The sequence below is a fragment of the Natronorubrum halophilum genome (genome assembly GCF_003670115.1).
GTDB lineage: Archaea > Halobacteriota > Halobacteria > Halobacteriales > Natrialbaceae > Natronorubrum > Natronorubrum halophilum.
This window is the reverse complement of the sequence record NZ_QQTY01000002.1, coordinates 369,769-386,221: the sequence shown is the minus strand read 5'-3', so window position 1 is coordinate 386,221 and position 16,453 is coordinate 369,769. Positions and strand designations below refer to the sequence as shown.

The window sequence follows — 16,453 nt, the reverse complement described above, 5'->3', positions numbered from 1 at the left end:
TTAGGCCACCAACGTCCAGCCGACGAGTGCAACCGTCGCCAGTACGACGGCGTATTTCAGCCCGCTCAGCAGGTCCGCATCCCGGATGTATCCACAGATCAATCCGGAGATGATCGCCTGCATCGTCACCGCGTGGAAAAACAACACGGACAGCATCTCGACGTCGATGTTGTCGCTCAAATCGGCTTCTGCGAGTTCTCCGCCGCCACCGCCCGTTTCAGCGCCGCCGGTGCTGGCCCCGAGTCCGGCCATCGTATCGATGAACTGCGTTTTGAGGATCGCGATCACCGCGAGCACCGTCATGAACGTCATGATGATGATCACGACCTGCATCAGGGTCCGGGACTTCCGTTCCCGTTCGATATCGTCGTGATTCTCGCTGGTACGGGCGGCCGTCCGAAGCACGTCCGAAATCTGGTTCGACGCCTCCTGGGCTTCCGTAATCAGCCGCGTCGTTCGGGCGAGCCGGGGAATGTGATACTTGTTGTTGAACTCGATGAGCGCTTCCTTCAGGCTCGTTCCGTAGTTGACTTTCGTGTGCATCATCTCGAACTCCCGAGCCAGTTTTCCGCTGGTCGTATCCGAGACGGATTTGAGCGACTCGAGCAGCGTCAGGCCGGTGTCGTTCGAACTCGAGAGTTTGCGTAGGTCTTCGGACAGTTGGCTGACGACGCTGTTCCTGTGACGAACGTTCCACTCCCGGAAGATCGCCAGCGGAATCGCGATGATGTACAGCGGAACGTAGACGTAGACGAACGTTCCCCAGACGGCGTTGCCGAGGAGTTGGTCCCACGAGGTCGGTGCCGAGCCGTTCACCATCGCCGTGGCGATGATGACGAGCGACGCCGGAACGGTCAACGCGAGCGTTAACAGCGGGTTGTCCCGGAAGAAAACGTGTGGCTTCTGGAGCACCTCCATCGTCTCGTACGTCCCTTCGCGGTTTTTGATGCGGTCGAAGACGCTGTGCTCGCCCGTGAACTGCTCGACGAGACCGAGGTTGAGCAAGCCTCTGTCCTGTTGCGTCTCGATGCGCCGGCCCCCGCCCATCGAGAGGTACCCATCGCCCGGCTCGTCGTGTTTGACCGTCGAGACCAGCACCAGGAAGCCGACCCCGATCAGCGGGATCAGCCCGTAGACGGTCATGTACAGCATGTTATCCGTCACGTCCGCCTGCGGAATCATCTGCATGACGACCATAATGATGATCAAGAGCAACGGGAACAGCGACAGCGTCATGTACATCTCGCCGAACAACTCGAGCGTCTCGAGGGTGAGTTCCTGTTCCTGTTTGGCCGTTCGCATGTGCTTTTCCTTTTTGTCCTCGAGGAAACTCTCCATGTCACCGCCGCTGTTGACGATCGAGAGCATATCCGTCAGGAACTGAGAGAGTTCGTCGCTCGGCGTCTCGAGGGCCTGGGTGCGGATCGCCGTCCGGTAGTCGACGTCGAAGTACTCGGTCTCCTTGACGATGCTCTGAAACTCCATAGCGACCTCGCCGTACGTGTCGTCGGCCTGGGCCATCGCCTCGATGATCTCGAGTTGGTTCAGTCCACCGACCGACAGCGCGTACATGAAGGAGACGGAGTCGGTCAACAACATGTTGATCTCGCGTTTACGGGCGGACGCACGCGAATAGGGGATCGCCACGAGCGAGCCGAAACCGAGTGCGAAGCCGATCGAACCGAAGACGAGCCCGGTGAAGAAGACGAGCGCCGGCACTCGAGCCGCCTCGAGGAAGTCGATAACCGCCTGGCTACTGATCGGGATCCCGAGCAGTTCCTCGACCTGAATGACTCCGGTCGCGAACAGGCCGTAGCCGAGCAAGAGCCCGATCAGCCACAGCGCCAGCCCGCTGATAAACCCGATCCCGAGCGCTCGAGAGAGGTAGAGTTCGACCGTATCGGTCATTCGAGCCTGCGCGAGTTTCGTTTCGACGTCGCTGACGAACTCGCCGTCCTCGTTAACCAACCGTTCGTACAGGGGATAGAACGTCTCACCCAGCAGATCGGAGCCGCCCGAAAGGTTGCTGGAGCCCCCGCTGGAGTCGGTTTGTAAGCTCATTCGTCGTCCTCGTTATCGCCGAACAGTCGGCCGTCATCGTCGCTTTCGCCGGGACCTGTCCCGCCGTCGTCATCAGCGTCGTCGGTTCCGTTGAAAATCGAGTCGTCGGACTCGGTGCGGTCCCGATCGTCACCGAACAGCGAGCCGCCGTCGTCCGCCGCGTCGTCATCGTCGTCGGAGAAGATCGAACCGGACTCGGCGCCGAAGATCGACTCCGATTCGGTGTCGACGTCGCCGTCCGTTCCGGGCTGTAAGCCGGCGTCCGTGTCTGCACCGGCCGGCGGCGACTCGGCCGCGGTCGTCGAATCAGTCCCGTCGATACTGCTCGAGTCCTCTCCCGGACCGCGTTCGTCGCTCGATTCGAGTTGATCGCTGAAGTCACCCACCGCTTCGTCGGCCGATTCGGGATCGAAGATCGACGCGAGGTCGTCCCCCTGAAACGTCGACTCGAAGCCGGCGGAGTCCGCGGCGGTTTCTGACGGGGCGTCCGTCGTTGCGCGGCCCGTATCGTCATCGGCGTCGAGTTCATCGATCGTATCGCCCATGTCGTCGAACAGACCGCCCAGGCCACCTCCCTCGGGGTCGTCCGATGGCGATACCGTGGGGTCGCGCTTATCGTCCGACCGGGATGTCGGTCGTGCCGAGTCGGCCCCGTTACTCGTCGTGGCAGGCGGTGTCGCCTCCTCACCAGGCGTCTCTTTGACGACCATCTCGAATTCCTCCGCGGGTTTGTCCTGTTCGCCGGGACTCGAGGTGGCGCCGCCGATTCCAGCAGCGGAATCGACGCTGGCGGCAGTATCGTCGGCTGGTGCGTCAGCCGTCGCGTCGCTAATACCGGCTTCGGCCCTATCAGTGGAGCCGATATCGAAGCCGGTATCGTCACTGAGCCACGCGGGTTCGCTCGAACCCTCGCCCGAACCGCCGTCGAACCCGTCCGAGTCGTCGCCGAGTTCCCACTCGCCTTCGTCGATCGTCTCGTCGACCTCGCCGGCGAAGTCGAACTCGTCGGCATCGGTCTGGTCGACATCGATCGCCTCCGCTTGCTCGACCTCCCCGAGCGCGCTCGCGAGTCCGCTCGGTACCTTGCCGCGGAACTCCTCGAACAGCGACTCTTCGGCCCGTTCTAAGATGTCCATCGAGAGGTTGTACGTCTCGCTGCTCGCGTCGGGTCGCGGGACGAGTTCCTCCTTTTCGGGATCGACGTCGATCAGGACGCTTTCCATCTCGCGGAGGTCCTCGAGACTGTCCTCGAGTTGTCCGTTCGCGATGAGCGTCAGGATCGTATCCGGGTCGTTGATGAAGGCCTGTGCGGTCGCCGCGACTTCCGCGTACGTGTTCAACCCGTTCTTGATGAGGTAGGCGAGAATGATCTCGCGTTTGAACAGTTCTTCCTCGAGCTTTTCGTTGCTCCAACCGCGATCGAACTGGATCTCATCGAGGGTGTTCGAGTCCCCCATCTTGAGGTACTCGTCGGTCTCCGCTTGCCACTGGTAGACGTCCTGAACGTTGATCTCGTCGTGTTCGGCCTCGTAGTGGTTGATCTCGGTCAGCGACTTGTTCCGGCGGACCTTCCGTCCCTGCACTCGAGTCTGGGTCTGGATCGAGACCAGATCCAGCGCGGTGAACATCGTCTTCGAGACGTTAATCGGGTCCGTCGTGAACCGCTTTAGGACCTCATCGACGGAGTCGGCGTGGAACGTCGTGTAGGTCGTGTGCCCGGTCGACATGACCTGAAACAGCGTTCGCCCCTCCTCACCGCGGATTTCGCCCATCACGATGTAGTCGGGTCGCTGACGCAGTGCGGCCTCGAGCAGGTCGAACTCGTCGACGTCACCCTGTTCGTCGTCGGAGAACGAGGGACGGGTGACGCTCGCGATCCAGTTTCGCTGTGGAAGTTCGACCTCGCGCGTGTCCTCGATGGAGACGATCTTCGCACTCGAGGGGATGAACAGCGAGACGGCGTTCAGCGATGTCGTCTTCCCGGATGCGGTCCCACCGGCGAAGATCAGGCTCTTGTGGTTCTCGATACAGAGCCAGAGAAACGCCATCTCGTCGAGCGAGAAGGTGTTCCAGTTGATCAGGTCGATCGGCGTAAACGGAACGTCCTTGAACTGACGGATGGTGTAGTTGGTCCCGTGGTCGGACACCTCCTGACCCAGCGTCAACTGGGCGCGCGAGCCGTCGGGCAGGGTCGCGTCGACCTGTGGCAGCCGTTTACTGATCCCCTTCCCCGAGCGCTGGGCGAGTTTGACGACGAAGTCGTCGAGTTCGTCCTCGCCGTGATAGATGTTCGAGATGATCTGTTCGTACTCCGAATGGTAGACGAAGACCGGCGAGTTGTAGCCGTCGACGGAGATATCCTCGACGTTGATGTCGTGTTTGATGCCGTCGATCCGCTCGTAGCCGATGAAGTTTCGCTTGAGTTGGTAGAGCAGTTTTTCGACCTGATACTCGCTCATCGTATCCGGATCGTCCGCGAGAATCGCCGGCTCGGGTCGAACCGCGATCCCCTCGAGCGGTGCGGGACCTGACTCCTCGTCCGTCTCGTCGTCCCCATCGTCGAGCAGACCCTTCAGCGTCTCGAGAACGCTCTCCTGTGCGCTTCCCGACCGTTTCTCGAAGAGGTCGTAGCGTTTCAGCAGGCGTCGCGTTTCGTCTTCGATGACGATCCGTCGGCCGTCCTCTGTCTCTTTCTCCTTGATCCCGTCCTCGGAGTACTTGATCGCCGTCCTGAGTTTGCCCGAGAGGAACTCCTGAAGCTCCATCTCGATCTCGTTCAGGTACGGCTCGATCATGTAGTACTTCTTTTCGTTTTCCTTCTCGGAGTGGAAGATGATGACGTAGGCGTAGGGCTTGTTGACCCAGTAGCGTTCGACCTCCCGAAAGTGGGTCTTCTTGTCCATCGGGACGGCCTTCTCGAGATCGTAACGGTTCGAGACGGTGGTGTTGCCGTCCGCCGTCGAGAAGAATTCGTCTTCGTCGATATCTTCCTCGACGTTGACGGTTCGCTCGTCGACGAGTTCGTCGAGTTTCATCGCGGCCTCGTCGCCGGCGAAGAGCCGCTGCTCGAGCGTGTCAGGATCGAAGCCGAGCGCTTCTTCCTCGTCGTGGCGAACGATTTCGCCGTTGCTGTCACGCGGTCGGGAGCCGTCGTCCTCGTAGTAGTACTCCCACTTGTAGTGTTCCCAGGACCAGATGCCCTTGGTGACTGGGGTCGTCTCGGGATCGACGTACTCGAGGAAGCGTTCGTGGAGCGTTTCGGCGTTGTCGCCGGCGAGAGGGATAATCGTCGACGGTAAATCGTCCGGATGATAGCCGAGTGCGGATTCGGGATCGAACTCGACGCGATTCCAGTCGTCCCCGCTCGGAACCGTGTGCTGGACCGATTCGTCGGTGTCGAGCCCCAGTTGGTCGCCCCCGCCGCCCGCTGGATCGTCGGGATACAGCGCCGAAACCTCGTCTCTGTACCCGTACTCCATCAGATAGTCCTCCCACGTGTACTCGCCGACGCGACCCGGCGCGTCCGAGTCGGGATCCGACCCGTAAGATCGATTGTCCGCCGACGCCGGGTCGGACGCCTCCCCCTCGGAAAATTCCCCGGCATCCGACTGGTCGCCCTCGTCAATAGCCATTGACACCACCCAAACTCTCAGCCTTCAAAAAATTCAGCCATTCATTACCACATCTGATAATCTTACGCAGATCACCGCGTATCCGTGCTGTCAATACGTGCTCCTGTTGTGACAAAAATTGGTTCACCCTACCATCACTCCTCTTCCCAGTCGCTACTTCCAGAATAATACTACTTATACTATCGCCCCACAGTTCGTTTTCCAATAATTATCGACCGGGCACACGATCGTCCGTTCGAGAGGCTGGCGATCGCCGAGAGGAACACATATGCTTACACCGCCGGTATCGCCGATCGATGAGAGCCAGCACTGTATCCGAACGCACCGGAAGCAGAAGAGAGGCAAGGACCACTACAACGACGCCCTCATCGACCGATCGACCGCGATCCACGTATCCAACCGATGAGTAAGGGATTCAGCCTCGAGGGGGACGTCGCGATCGTCACCGGCGGCGGACGCGGTATCGGTCGTGCGATCGCGGTCGGCCTCGCGAACGCCGGTGCCGCGGTCGTCCCGTCCGCGCGCTCGACGGACGAGATCGAGGCCGTCACCGAGGAAATCGAGGCAGATGGCGGGGATGCACTGGCCGTCTCCGCCGATGTCACCGATCCCGATGCGGTCGCCGACGCGATCGACCGGGCCGACGACGCGTTCGGCGGCGTCGATATCGTCGTCAACAACGCCGGATTCAATCCCGATGACGCGCTCGGTCGTCCGGAGGACGTCTCGGCCGAGAGCCTCGATCGCGTCCTCGACGTCAATCTGAACGGCGCGTACGAAGTGACGCGAGCAGCGGCGGACCTCCTTCACGAGAGCGGCGGGGGGTCGGTTATCAACGTCGCGAGCGTCGGTGGCCTCGTCGGGCTCCCCCGACAACACCCCTACGTCGCGTCGAAACACGGGCTCGTCGGGCTCACGAAGAGCATGGCGCTCGACTGGGCACCCGAGGTCAGAGTCAACGCCGTCGCCCCCGGCTACGTCTCGACGGCGCTCACCGAATCGCTCGAGGCGAACGAACGGCTTCGACGGTCGATCCTCGATCGTACGCCGCTGGATCGGTTCGCCGACCCGGACGAAATCGCCGGCCCGGTCGTCTTTCTCGCCAGCGACGCCGCGAGTTACGTGACCGGGACCTGTCTGGCGGTCGACGGCGGCTGGACCTCGCGGTAACTCGCCGCTCGCGTTTTCCGTCCGTTCGCTACCAGCCGCCCCTCGAGAGCGAGGCGTGGCTCCGGCTCGAGAAAGTCGGTCGATTCCCGGAGTGCCGTCCGTACGGCTCACTGACGTTCGCCGACGGACGGGCGTGACGGGATTCGAACCACGGTCGGACGTGCTCACTTCGCTGCGCGCGACCTCCCTGATTCGAATTCCGCTCAATCCGTTATCGGCCTCGCTGCCGCTCAGCACGATAACGGGCGTGACGGGATTCGAACCCGCGATCAGAAGGTTAGGAACCTCCTGCCCTCTCCGCTAGGCCACACGCCCCTCGAGAAAAAACGAGTTAGTTGGTTTCCGTCTCGGTGTCGGTGTCCGTTTCCGTCTCTTCGGTGACGGGTTCCGTGTCGACGAAGTCGTCTTCGTCCTCGTCGAACTCGTCGTTCTCCTCGAATCCCGATTCGCGCATTTCGTCGAGTTCCGTTTCGACCTTTTCACGCCCCTTCTGGAATTCTCCCATGGCCTCGCCGGTCGACCGTGCGAGCTTCGGGATCTTGTTGGCCCCGAACAGGAGAATGGCGATGAAAAGGATGATCAGTAGTTCCGGACCCCCGGGTGCGCCGGGGATGAACAGCGGTGCGATTTCGGCTACCATCTCTATACGTGGCTTATCCGCTGGCAATTATAACCTTTTTGGACCGCTTAGTAGAACAAGTTTCGGCGAAAGTCCGCTTGAAGCGGACTATCGAGCTAATTACAAGTGGAACATTGTCGTACCTTATCCTCTTTTCGAAACGAATCGAAGCGACCCGGCTCCGCCGTGCGTATCGCGGAAACGGCACACCGGAGCGATTGTGCGGGTATTTTCGAGAACGAACCGCGTCGTCACACGCTGGTACTGGTCCGGTCACCGCGCTCCCGCGTTCGATTCCACGAACGAAACTGACTTTCCCGGTTGCCGTCAAGTAGCCACCGATGCCTGAAACCGGAGATTCCGCACCCGACTTTACCGCACCGCTCGCAACCGGCGACGTTGACTCGTTCACCCTCTCGGATCGTCTCGCAGACGAGGCACCGATCGTCCTCGCCTTCTTCCCGGGCGCGTTCACCGGCGTCTGTACGACCGAGATGTGTGCGTTCCAGGACCGACTCGCGTCGTTCAACGACCTCGACGCCAGCGTCTACGGCGTCAGCCGCGACTCCCCGTTCGCGCTGAACGAGTTCCGCGCCCAGAACGACCTCGAGTTCGGACTCATCAGCGACTACAACAAGGAGATCATCGACGACTACGACGTCGAGATGGACTTCGCCGATCTGGGCGTCTACGGCGTCGCCAAGCGCTCGGTGTTCGTCGTCGACGCCGACGGCACGATCACCTACAAGTGGGTCAGCGACGATCCCGGCGTCGAACCCGACTACGACGAGGTCGAAGTCGCCGTCGAAGACGCGGCCTGAACGGACCACACGCGATCCGATCAGCCTCGAGCGAGAATCCGATCGAACGCCGACCGTCGCAGGGCTTTTTTAGTCAGCAATCGATGGACCCATATGAGCGATTCCGTTGGCGACGATTCTGCACGCCGTGTCTACCGTCCTGACGCCGACCACCACTTCCCCGACGAGAAACTGAACCGCGTCCTCGAGTTCGTGCTCGAGGACGAGGAGATTCAGACCTATCTCGAGGCCCAGAACGTCAACGCGGTCGACCGGATGCAGTACAACGATCACGGCGCGAAACACATCGAGATCGTTCGCAACCGAGCGCTGTGTCTCTACGATCTGCTCAAGGCCGGCAGCGTCGACTTCAACGGCGCGCGCCAGCAAGGGCTGGCCGAGGCGGACGAGTCGGTCATCATCGCGCTCGCGGCGACGCTCCACGACGTCGGTCACGTCGTCCACCGAGACGAGCACGCTTACTACTCGATCCCGCTGGCCTCGGATATTCTGGATCGCGTGCTGCCCGAGTTTTACGACGTCGCCGACGCCGTCCGAGTGAAAGGGGAGGTCCTCCACGCGATCCTCTGCCATCACCGGTCCGAGACCCCCCTGACGACCGAGGCGGGCGTCATCCGCGTCGCCGACGCCCTCGATATGGAGCGCGGTCGCTCGCGGATCCCCTACGAACACGGCGGCCGCGGCATCAACACCCTCTCGAGCCAAGCGATCAGCCGCGTTTCGCTTCAGGAGGGCGACGGCAGTCCCGTACTAGTCGAAATCGAGATGACCAACGCCGCCGGCGTCTACCAGGTCGACAACCTGCTCAAAGCAAAGCTCAAGGGCTCCGGTCTCGAGGATCTGATCCGAATCGTCGCGGTCAACACGAACGAGAACCGCGAGCAGTTAGTCGAGCGAATCGAGTTGTAAGTCGCCGATCAAACGCGCCGGAAGGCGGTTCGACTCGCTATTTCTCGCGGCCAGTGTGGTGTAACAGCCCGCCCTTCCGCGATGCTCGGAACGCGTTCGGAACAGGTAGACTCCGCCACCCCCCCCCACCTCGAGACGGCAGTCAGGCGAGTTCGTACCGTCCATCCGTCCGCTCGAGGTGGCCACGCTTCCGGAGCGTGCCGGTGATCGAGAGGGCGGTTCCCTTGTTGATCTCGAGCGTCGTACAGAGGTCGTCGGCCGTCGCAGTTTCCCAGACCGCAAGGTAGAGGTAGACGAGCTTCGCCTGTGCCGACTCGATATCGTCCGGGATCGATACCATCAAATCTGTGTGACCGTCGAGTTGCATACTACACAGTCCGACCTTCGACAATATTAAAACTGAGTGTCGTCGATCGTCGATAACGGACGCTCGAGTCCGGCGGCTGCTTGCGATTCTTCGATCGTGAGCGACCCACGCCCGATCGAACGTGTCCCGGAGTAGGCCGACCGCGAGTCAGTGTATTTTTGTCGTCACCGACCCGCTCATCGGTATGAATTGGGAACTCGTCGTACTCGGGTTGTTGACTGGCGTGCTCACCGGTGCGTTCTTCGGCCTCTTCGACGTCCCTATACCGGCACCGCCGGAGCTACCGGGACTGATGGGAATCATCGGCATCTATCTGGGATACAAACTCGTACAGGCTGTCGATCTCGGAATCGGCGTGCTCGACGCGCTCGGATTGTAAACGGCTGTCGCTCGCTCCTTTTCGTCGGTCGTCGAATCGCCCGTCGTCAGGTGGCGGCGTCCAGTTCGGCGGCGAACGCACGCGCGTTCGACCTGATCGCTGCGGCGTCCGCGACGAGGACCTCCCCGTCGCGCATCAACACGTCGCCGTCGACCATCGTGAACTGCACGTCGTCGCCGTGCGCGACGAACGTCAGATGCGAGAGCACGTCGTGAATCGGCGTCCCGCGGGTCACGTCCGTCTCGAGGCCGAGGATATCGGCTTTCCAGCCCTCGCGAAGTTTTCCGACGCGGTCGAATCCCGCGGCCTGCGCCCCGTTGATCGTCGCCATTTCGAACACCGTTTGGGCCGGCAGCGCCTGCGGCTCGAGTCGGTCCACTTTCTGGAGGAGGCTCGCCTGTCGCATCTCCGTGAACGGATCGAGCGTGTTGTTACACGGCGGCCCGTCGTTGCCCAGCGCGACGTTGATGCCCCGGTCCAGATAATCGAGCACCGGTGCCACGCCGCTCGCCAGCTTCATGTTCGAGGACGGGCAGTAGGTCACGTTCGTTCCGGTTTCCGCGAGGAGTTCGCGCTCGGACTCGTCGGTCCAGACGCAGTGTGCGAGCACGACGTCCTCTCCGGTCAGCCCGACCTCGTTGAGCCAGTGGATGTTCCGCCGACCGGTTTCGTCCTCGACGGCCGCGATCTCGCCGCGGTTCTCGCTCGCGTGCGTGTGGATCATCACGTCGTCGTAGGCGTCCGCGAGGTCCCGCGTCCCGCGAAGACAGGCTTCGGTACAGCTCACGGCGAACCGCGGCGTCACGGCGTAGCGAATGCGGCCGTCGTCGACGCCGTGGTACTCGCGAATGAGTCGTTCGCTCTCGGCGAGGGCTTCGTCGGTCTCCTCGAGCAGCCCCGGCGGGGCGTCCTTGTCCATCATTACCTTTCCGAGTCGGCCGCGAATCCCGAGTTCCCGGGCCGCCTCGAAGGCCTCCCCGGCGTGGGCGACCGAGAGGTGGTCGATGCAGGTCGTCGTTCCGCTCTCGATCATCTCGAGGTAGCCGAGTTCGGCGGCCGTCCGCATCGCGTCCGGGGACATGGACGCTTCCATCGGCAGCACGTACTCGTACAGCCAGTCGAGGAGTTCGGTGTCGTCGGCGATGCCGCGGCCGAGGCTCTGGACGGAGTGGACGTGCGCACCGACGGTACCCGGCGTGAGCACGTCGTACGACTCGCGTTCGTGATCCGGGTACCGCTCGAGGCAGTCCAGCCGGTCCCCCACGGCGACGATCAGATCGTCTTCGACGACGACGGCACCATCTTGAATCACGGTCTCGGCGTCAGCGACAACCGTCCCCGACAATAACATACCGGACCACGATAGCGGTGGAGACGCCTTAGCTCTGGTGATCCTGAACCGAACCGATCGAAAAAACGGAGCGTGGCTCGTCAGTAACTGCGCACTTTCGGCTCGTAGGTCTTGTCCTGGCCCTCGAGGATGACCGGTCGGTAGAAGATCGACGGTGCGCCGTCGTTCCAGGAGATGAGCGTGTGTTTGAGCCAGTTCTCGTCGTCGCGGATCTGGTTCTCCTGTCGCCAGTGGGCACCGCGGAACTCGTTGCGCACGAGTGCGCCGAGCGCGATGGTCTCGGCGACGTCGATCAGGTTGCGCGTCTCGATGGTCTGTTGGAGGTCGGTGTTGAACGTCTTCGACGGGTCGTCGACGTAGACGTCCTGATACTCCTCGCGGCACTCGCGGATGAGTCTCAGGGCCTTCTTGACGCCCTCCTCGGTGCGGAAGACGTTGACGTAATCCGTCATCGCGTTCTGGAGCTTCTGTCGGATTTCGGCGTGCTGGACGCCGTCGTCTTTCTCCATCAGATAGTCGACGTGCTCGCGCGTGCGCTCGACTTTCTGCTCGAGGAGTCCGTCAGCGTCGGTCGTGACGCCGCCGTCGGTTCGCTCGCCGCCGTCTGCGGCGACGCCGTCGGCGGTGTCGAGCCCGGCCATGCCGGGGTGGACCGGCAGTTCGGTCTCGGTTTCGTCCTCGACGTCGTCGCCGTAGCCGGTTCGGATCTGGGGCTCGCCGAGATCCTCGCCGGCGGCGTGGCGGCCGGCGCGCTTGCCGAAGACGATCAGTTCCGGCAGGGCGTTTCCGCCGAGTCGGTTCCCGCCGTGGACGGAGACGCAGGCGCACTCGCCGGCCGCGTAGAGGCCGTTGATGCACGTCTGACCGTTCTCGTCGACCTCGATTCCGCCCATCGCGTAGTGCTGGCCGGGTTTGACCGGCATCGGTTCGACGAGGCCGTCGACGCCCTCGAAGTCCTCCGCGAGGTGGAGGATGTTCTCGAGGCGGTCCAGAATGCGCTCTTCGCCGAGGTGGCGCATGTCGAGGTGGACGTACTCGTCCTCGACGCCGCGTCCCTCGTTGACCTCGGTGAGTTCGGCGCGGGCGACGACGTCGCGGGAGGCGAGTTCGCCGGAGTTGTTCGCGTACCCGTGTTCGAACATGAACCGCTCGCCGTCGTTGTTGTAGAGGATCCCACCCTCACCGCGGACGCCCTCCGAAATGAGGACTCCCGTCGACGGGAGCGACGTCGGGTGGAACTGGATGAACTCCATGTCCTCGAGCGGCGCGCCCGCCCGATAGGCCATCGCGTGGCCGTCGCCGGTACAGGAGACGGCGTTGGTGGTGTGGTCGAAGGCCTGTCCGGGGCCGCCGGTCGCGAGGACGACGCCGTCGTTCGCTTTGAACCCTTCAATAGCGCCCGACTGAACGTCGTAGGCGACGACGCCGTGACACTCGCGGTCGTTGGGGTCGTCTTCGTCGGTCGTCGCGAGATCCATGACGTACCACTCGTCGTACACCTGAATGCCGCGTTTGACGACCTGCTCGTACATCACGTGCAGGAGGTGGTGACCCGTCTCCGCGCCGGCGTAGGTCGTCCGGGGGAACGAGAGCCCGCCGAACGGTCGCTGGGAGACGCGGCCGTCTTCCTCGCGCGAGAAGGGCATTCCCCAGTGCTCGAGGGTGATCGTGTCTTTGGGAGCGTCCTGTGCGAGGGTCTCGACCGCCGGGGCGTCGCCCAGATAGTCCGAGCCCTTCATCGTGTCGTAGGCGTGAAGCTCCCAGTCGTCGCCCTCTCGGAGGGCGGCGTTGATTCCACCCTCCGCTGCACCCGTGTGGCTGCGAACCGGGTGGAGTTTCGAGACCAGTGCGACGTCCGCACCCGCCTCGTCCGCTGCGACCGCAGCACGGAGACCGGCGCCGCCGGCGCCGACCACGATAACGTCGTGTTCGTACATATTACCAGAACTTCAGGTTTTTCTTCACCGCTTCCCGCTTGAGCTCCTGAATGTGCTCGGTGAGCGGAATGTCCTTCGGACACACCTCGGTACAGGAGAACTGGGTCTGACACCGCCAGACACCGTGTTCCTGCTCGAGAATGCGGAGTCGGTGCTCTTTGACGTCCTCGTCCTCGCGGTCGTCCATCGCGAACCGGTAGGCCTTGTTGATCGCCGCCGGACCGAGGTACTCGTTGTCGCCGGCCGCGATGTTACACGAGGACATGCACGCGCCACACCAGATACAGCGCGTGGACATCTTGACCTTCTCGCGGTTCTCCCGGGACTGGCGCTGTTCCTCGAGTTCGCCCTCCGGCAGGTCGTCCTGCTGGAGGTACGGTTCGACGGTGTGCATCTGGTCGTAGAAGTGGTCCATGTCGACGACCAGGTCCTTGACGACCTCCTGGTGGGGCAGCGGTTCGATCCGAACCGGGTGCTCCAAATCCGCGAGCTGGGTCTTACACCCCAGTCGCTGTTTGCCGTTGACGAAGAATGCGTCGGAGCCACAGACGGCCTGCCGACAGGAGTGTCGGAAGGTCAGCGAGGAGTCATACGTATCCCGGGCGTACATGACCGCATCGAGGACGGTCATCCCCCGCTCGAAGGGCACGTGGAAGTCGTCGAAGCGCGGCTCCTGTTTGTCCGCGACCTCGGGATCGTAGCGAAACACCTTGATGAGGACCGACTCGCCCTCGAGTTCGGACTTGTCGGCCGTCGTCTGATCGATATCGCCGCCTTCTTTCTCTTTCTCGTCGACCGGCGACTCGGCCCCCCGCATTTCGGGGTCTTTCGGTGCCTCCTGACTCTCGGGTTGTTCGGGTTGTTGAGTGCTCATACGATCTCCACCCCGGCCATCGCCATTGCAACGTAGATTCCCTGCACGATGAGTGCCGTGCCCGCGAGAACAAGCACTGCGAGTACGACCTTCTTCTGCGTTCCTTTCAGCCCCTGGTTAACGAGCGCGTTGTAGACGCCGTTGACGCCGTGGAACGCCGCGGTGATCAGGAACAGGACCATCGTCAGGAAGTAGCCGACGTTCTCCATCCGAGCCTCCGTACCCAGGAAGGTGACGTCCGCGGCGTGGTTGACGAAGTGTAGTTGGAAGAAATGAAAGGCCAGAACGACGACCAGAAACGCCGCCGTGATCCGCTGGAGCAACCACGCGGTCCCGCCGGGCGCGAACGAGGAGTATCGCTCCGCCATCAGAGGGTCACCCCGTCGAGGAAGGTTGGGACGCTCGCGACGGTGATGATCGCCGTCAACACCAGCGAAGCGTAGAAACTCTTGTCCTGTGCATCCAATCCGACGCCGAGATCGACCATCAGTAATCGAAGCCCGTTCAGGATGTGGAACACTGCCACTGCGAGCAGTCCGACCTCGAGTATCCGTACAATAAAGAGGCCCTCGAGCCCCTGAATCGTCGTCGTATAGATGTCCGTTTCCTGCTGGATGAGTGTTGCGTCGCCGCTCGCTGCGCCGACGGCTGTACTCAGCACGGCGATGTGAGTGAACAGATAGCCGATTAGCATCCACCCGGTGAACTTGTGGAAGATCCACGCCCACATGCCGGCCGAGAACTCCTTCCAGCGACCGAAGTCCTCGATGAGACCGCGATTGTAAGACTGACTCATGCGCTCATGTGGACGGTTAGACCGTGGGGGTATAGAAGTTACTTTATCGCTCCTGCTGGCAGTTTCTGCCGATCACGTTCAGTCGGAAACGAAATGGATTCGTCGACAAACTCCGAACGGGTCCGAACTCGAGCGCCAACATGTCAGACTATCGCTCGAGACGATCGAGGGGAGACGGCCGACCGACGGGGAGCGATCCGGACCGACGGTCCCCACGACCGGCAGCGGTGGGCAGGCACGACGCGTTGCGTTATTCCATCTCCGAACCGGCAGCCCGGAGTTCCGACCGGGAGTTCTCGGTCGTCCGTTCACGCTCTAATGCCGTTCGAGTATCCGGCGAGAGCCCGACGAGATGACACAGCGGGTTCCCCGGGTAGACGACCGGATTCTCGAGGACGCCGACGATGAGTCCGGTGAAGGGCGCTTCGACGGTGACGATGTCGTCTTCCTCCTTGAACGGGTTGGTAATCGTACAGATCACCTCGCCCTCCCTGACGAGTTCGCCTCGGCCGCGTTTCATGTCGACGATACCGCCCGCGTCGGCGCGGATCCACGTCTTCTCGTTGTCGTCGTCGATAATGGTCCGCCAGCCGGGCCAGTGGACGGAGGATTCCGGATGGAGGCCGAATTCGGCGAGCACGCTCGCAACGCCGGTCAAGGCGCGATCGATCAGCCGACGCTGGAACCGGTGGGCTTCGCCCATCTCGACCGTAATCGTGGGAACGCCGGCCTGTGTCGCCTCCCGTCGAAGCGTTCCCGACGGGCCCTCACCGGCGATGATGACGTTCGAGCTGAACGCTTTCGAGAGCCGTGACACCTTCGAGTGTTCCATGTTGGCCCGAACGTGGATCATGTTCGTTCGGCCGCGCGTGGACGTGTGGAAGTCCACGCCGAGATCGCAGGGTTCGATGAAGTTCGTGAAGATGCGGTGTGCCATCCGCCGGGCGCTCGTCGAGCCCTCGCGGCCGGGAAACGAGCGGTTCAGATCCCGGTCGTAGATCGGAAGATACCGCTCCTGTGCGAGAAAACCGGGGACGTTCATCACGGGGAGACAGATCAGGGTCCCGTGGAGCCCCGAGTGGTCCCAGTCGTGGGCGACCTCACGGACGACCTCGATGCCGTTGAGTTCGTCGCCGTGAGCCGCAGCCGAGAGGAAGACGGTCGGCCCGGGATGTTCGCCGTTGATCACCGTAACGGGGATTCTGACGGGATCACCGAGATACGTTTCGCTGATACCGTACCGAATATTGGCCGACTCGCCGGGATCAACCCGGCCGCCGTTGTACGTGAACGTGTCGGCCGTAGGCTCGGACGCACCGCCGTCCGGTGGCTCATCCGTATCGTCGCTCATAGCAGTGTCTCCGCCGGGAGCAATGTGAATCTTCGCTTGTCGACGCGACGGCGATCCGTTCGCGCCGATCCCCTCCCGCGGTGATGACAAGAACCGACCGCAGCCGGCCTGTTTTCGGTATCAGTCACCGACGGACGGCCGCGGGTGTTGATCTTGCGAAACGAGTGCTCGTTTCATCGAATCGAG

General features: G+C 62.3%; 14 protein-coding genes and 1 tRNA gene. 4 read left to right on the top strand and 11 right to left on the bottom strand.

What is annotated here, in order from left to right; translation table 11 throughout:
* Together DWB23_RS07960 and DWB23_RS07955 are read right to left on the bottom strand one after the other, a co-directional pair.
* Complete coding sequence (locus tag DWB23_RS07960; protein ID WP_121742291.1) at positions 1–2,061, bottom strand: type II secretion system F family protein; 2,061 nt, start codon at positions 2,059–2,061, stop codon at positions 1–3.
* Complete coding sequence (locus DWB23_RS07955; RefSeq protein WP_121742290.1) at positions 2,058–5,693, bottom strand: ATPase, T2SS/T4P/T4SS family; 3,636 nt, start codon at positions 5,691–5,693, stop codon at positions 2,058–2,060. Before DWB23_RS07955 ends, DWB23_RS07960 begins: the two co-directional genes overlap by 4 nt.
* 402 nt (positions 5,694–6,095) lie before the next feature.
* Here DWB23_RS07955 and DWB23_RS07950 point away from each other — a divergent pair, with 402 nt between their 5' ends.
* Positions 6,096–6,863: an SDR family NAD(P)-dependent oxidoreductase gene (locus tag DWB23_RS07950; protein WP_121742289.1), complete on the top strand. Its 768-nt coding sequence runs from the start codon at positions 6,096–6,098 to the stop codon at positions 6,861–6,863.
* Between the two features lie 242 nt (positions 6,864–7,105).
* Here DWB23_RS07950 and DWB23_RS07945 read toward each other — a convergent pair.
* Positions 7,106–7,178 (bottom strand) — tRNA-Arg (locus tag DWB23_RS07945).
* Between the two features lie 16 nt (positions 7,179–7,194).
* On the bottom strand, positions 7,195–7,503 hold the full coding sequence (tatA, locus tag DWB23_RS07940; RefSeq protein WP_121742288.1) for a twin-arginine translocase TatA/TatE family subunit: 309 nt from the start codon (positions 7,501–7,503) through the stop codon (positions 7,195–7,197).
* A 320-nt stretch (positions 7,504–7,823) separates the two neighbouring features.
* Between tatA and DWB23_RS07935 the strand changes: the two genes are divergently transcribed.
* Both DWB23_RS07935 and DWB23_RS07930 read left to right on the top strand, forming a co-directional pair.
* Positions 7,824–8,303 (top strand): redoxin domain-containing protein, encoded by a 480-nt coding sequence (locus tag DWB23_RS07935; RefSeq protein WP_121742287.1) that lies wholly within the window; start codon positions 7,824–7,826, stop codon positions 8,301–8,303.
* Between the two features lie 93 nt (positions 8,304–8,396).
* Complete coding sequence (locus DWB23_RS07930) at positions 8,397–9,212, top strand: HD domain-containing protein (RefSeq protein ID WP_121742286.1); 816 nt, start codon at positions 8,397–8,399, stop codon at positions 9,210–9,212.
* A gap of 142 nt (positions 9,213–9,354) precedes the next feature.
* Here DWB23_RS07930 and DWB23_RS07925 read toward each other — a convergent pair whose 3' ends face one another.
* Entirely contained in the window at positions 9,355–9,579 is a 225-nt protein-coding gene (locus tag DWB23_RS07925; protein ID WP_121742285.1) for a helix-turn-helix domain-containing protein, read from the bottom strand.
* Between the two features lie 184 nt (positions 9,580–9,763).
* On the opposite strand from DWB23_RS07925, the gene DWB23_RS07920 reads away from it, so the two are divergent.
* The gene (locus DWB23_RS07920) at positions 9,764–9,958 is read left to right on the top strand and encodes a XapX domain-containing protein (protein ID WP_121742284.1); all 195 of its coding nucleotides are present in this window, start codon (positions 9,764–9,766) and stop codon (positions 9,956–9,958) included.
* Between the two features lie 46 nt (positions 9,959–10,004).
* Here the strand turns inward: DWB23_RS07920 and DWB23_RS07915 are convergent, their stop codons facing one another.
* From DWB23_RS07915 to DWB23_RS07890, 6 genes are all read right to left on the bottom strand, one after another.
* The gene (locus tag DWB23_RS07915) at positions 10,005–11,309 is read right to left on the bottom strand and encodes a 5'-deoxyadenosine deaminase (protein ID WP_121742283.1); all 1,305 of its coding nucleotides are present in this window, start codon (positions 11,307–11,309) and stop codon (positions 10,005–10,007) included.
* An 80-nt stretch (positions 11,310–11,389) separates the two neighbouring features.
* The gene (locus DWB23_RS07910) at positions 11,390–13,246 is read right to left on the bottom strand and encodes an FAD-binding protein (RefSeq protein ID WP_121742282.1); all 1,857 of its coding nucleotides are present in this window, start codon (positions 13,244–13,246) and stop codon (positions 11,390–11,392) included.
* Position 13,247: 1 nt separating this feature from the next.
* Complete coding sequence (locus DWB23_RS07905) at positions 13,248–14,120, bottom strand: succinate dehydrogenase/fumarate reductase iron-sulfur subunit (protein ID WP_121742281.1); 873 nt, start codon at positions 14,118–14,120, stop codon at positions 13,248–13,250.
* Positions 14,117–14,488 carry a succinate dehydrogenase gene (locus DWB23_RS07900; RefSeq protein ID WP_121742280.1) on the bottom strand — a complete coding sequence of 124 codons (372 nt, stop codon included), beginning with the start codon at positions 14,486–14,488 and terminating at the stop codon, positions 14,117–14,119. Before DWB23_RS07900 ends, DWB23_RS07905 begins: the two co-directional genes overlap by 4 nt.
* Positions 14,488–14,916, bottom strand: a complete 429-nt coding sequence (gene sdhC, locus DWB23_RS07895) for a succinate dehydrogenase, cytochrome b556 subunit (protein ID WP_121742279.1) — start codon at positions 14,914–14,916, stop codon at positions 14,488–14,490. The genes DWB23_RS07900 and sdhC overlap by 1 nt, the downstream gene beginning before the upstream one ends.
* A gap of 250 nt (positions 14,917–15,166) precedes the next feature.
* Entirely contained in the window at positions 15,167–16,267 is a 1,101-nt protein-coding gene (locus DWB23_RS07890) for a succinylglutamate desuccinylase/aspartoacylase family protein (RefSeq protein ID WP_121742278.1), read from the bottom strand.
* Positions 16,268–16,453 lie beyond the last annotated feature (186 nt).

Bases quoted from the DNA above. Each gene is read 5' to 3' on its own strand.
- DWB23_RS07910 (WP_121742282.1), bottom strand. From the start codon at position 13,246: ATGTACGAACACGACGTTATCGTGGTCGGCGCCGGCGGCGCCGGTCTC.
- DWB23_RS07900 (WP_121742280.1), bottom strand. From the start codon at position 14,488: ATGGCGGAGCGATACTCCTCGTTCGCGCCCGGCGGGACCGCGTGGTTG.
- DWB23_RS07935 (WP_121742287.1), top strand. From the start codon at position 7,824: ATGCCTGAAACCGGAGATTCCGCACCCGACTTTACCGCACCGCTCGCA.
- DWB23_RS07955 (WP_121742290.1), bottom strand. From the start codon at position 5,693: ATGGCTATTGACGAGGGCGACCAGTCGGATGCCGGGGAATTTTCCGAG.
- DWB23_RS07930 (WP_121742286.1), top strand. From the start codon at position 8,397: ATGAGCGATTCCGTTGGCGACGATTCTGCACGCCGTGTCTACCGTCCT.
- DWB23_RS07960 (WP_121742291.1), bottom strand. From the start codon at position 2,061: ATGAGCTTACAAACCGACTCCAGCGGGGGCTCCAGCAACCTTTCGGGC.
- DWB23_RS07915 (WP_121742283.1), bottom strand. From the start codon at position 11,309: ATGTTATTGTCGGGGACGGTTGTCGCTGACGCCGAGACCGTGATTCAA.
- tatA (WP_121742288.1), bottom strand. From the start codon at position 7,503: ATGGTAGCCGAAATCGCACCGCTGTTCATCCCCGGCGCACCCGGGGGT.
- DWB23_RS07950 (WP_121742289.1), top strand. From the start codon at position 6,096: ATGAGTAAGGGATTCAGCCTCGAGGGGGACGTCGCGATCGTCACCGGC.
- sdhC (WP_121742279.1), bottom strand. From the start codon at position 14,916: ATGAGTCAGTCTTACAATCGCGGTCTCATCGAGGACTTCGGTCGCTGG.
- DWB23_RS07925 (WP_121742285.1), bottom strand. From the start codon at position 9,579: ATGCAACTCGACGGTCACACAGATTTGATGGTATCGATCCCGGACGAT.
- DWB23_RS07905 (WP_121742281.1), bottom strand. From the start codon at position 14,120: ATGAGCACTCAACAACCCGAACAACCCGAGAGTCAGGAGGCACCGAAA.
- DWB23_RS07920 (WP_121742284.1), top strand. From the start codon at position 9,764: ATGAATTGGGAACTCGTCGTACTCGGGTTGTTGACTGGCGTGCTCACC.
- DWB23_RS07890 (WP_121742278.1), bottom strand. From the start codon at position 16,267: ATGAGCGACGATACGGATGAGCCACCGGACGGCGGTGCGTCCGAGCCT.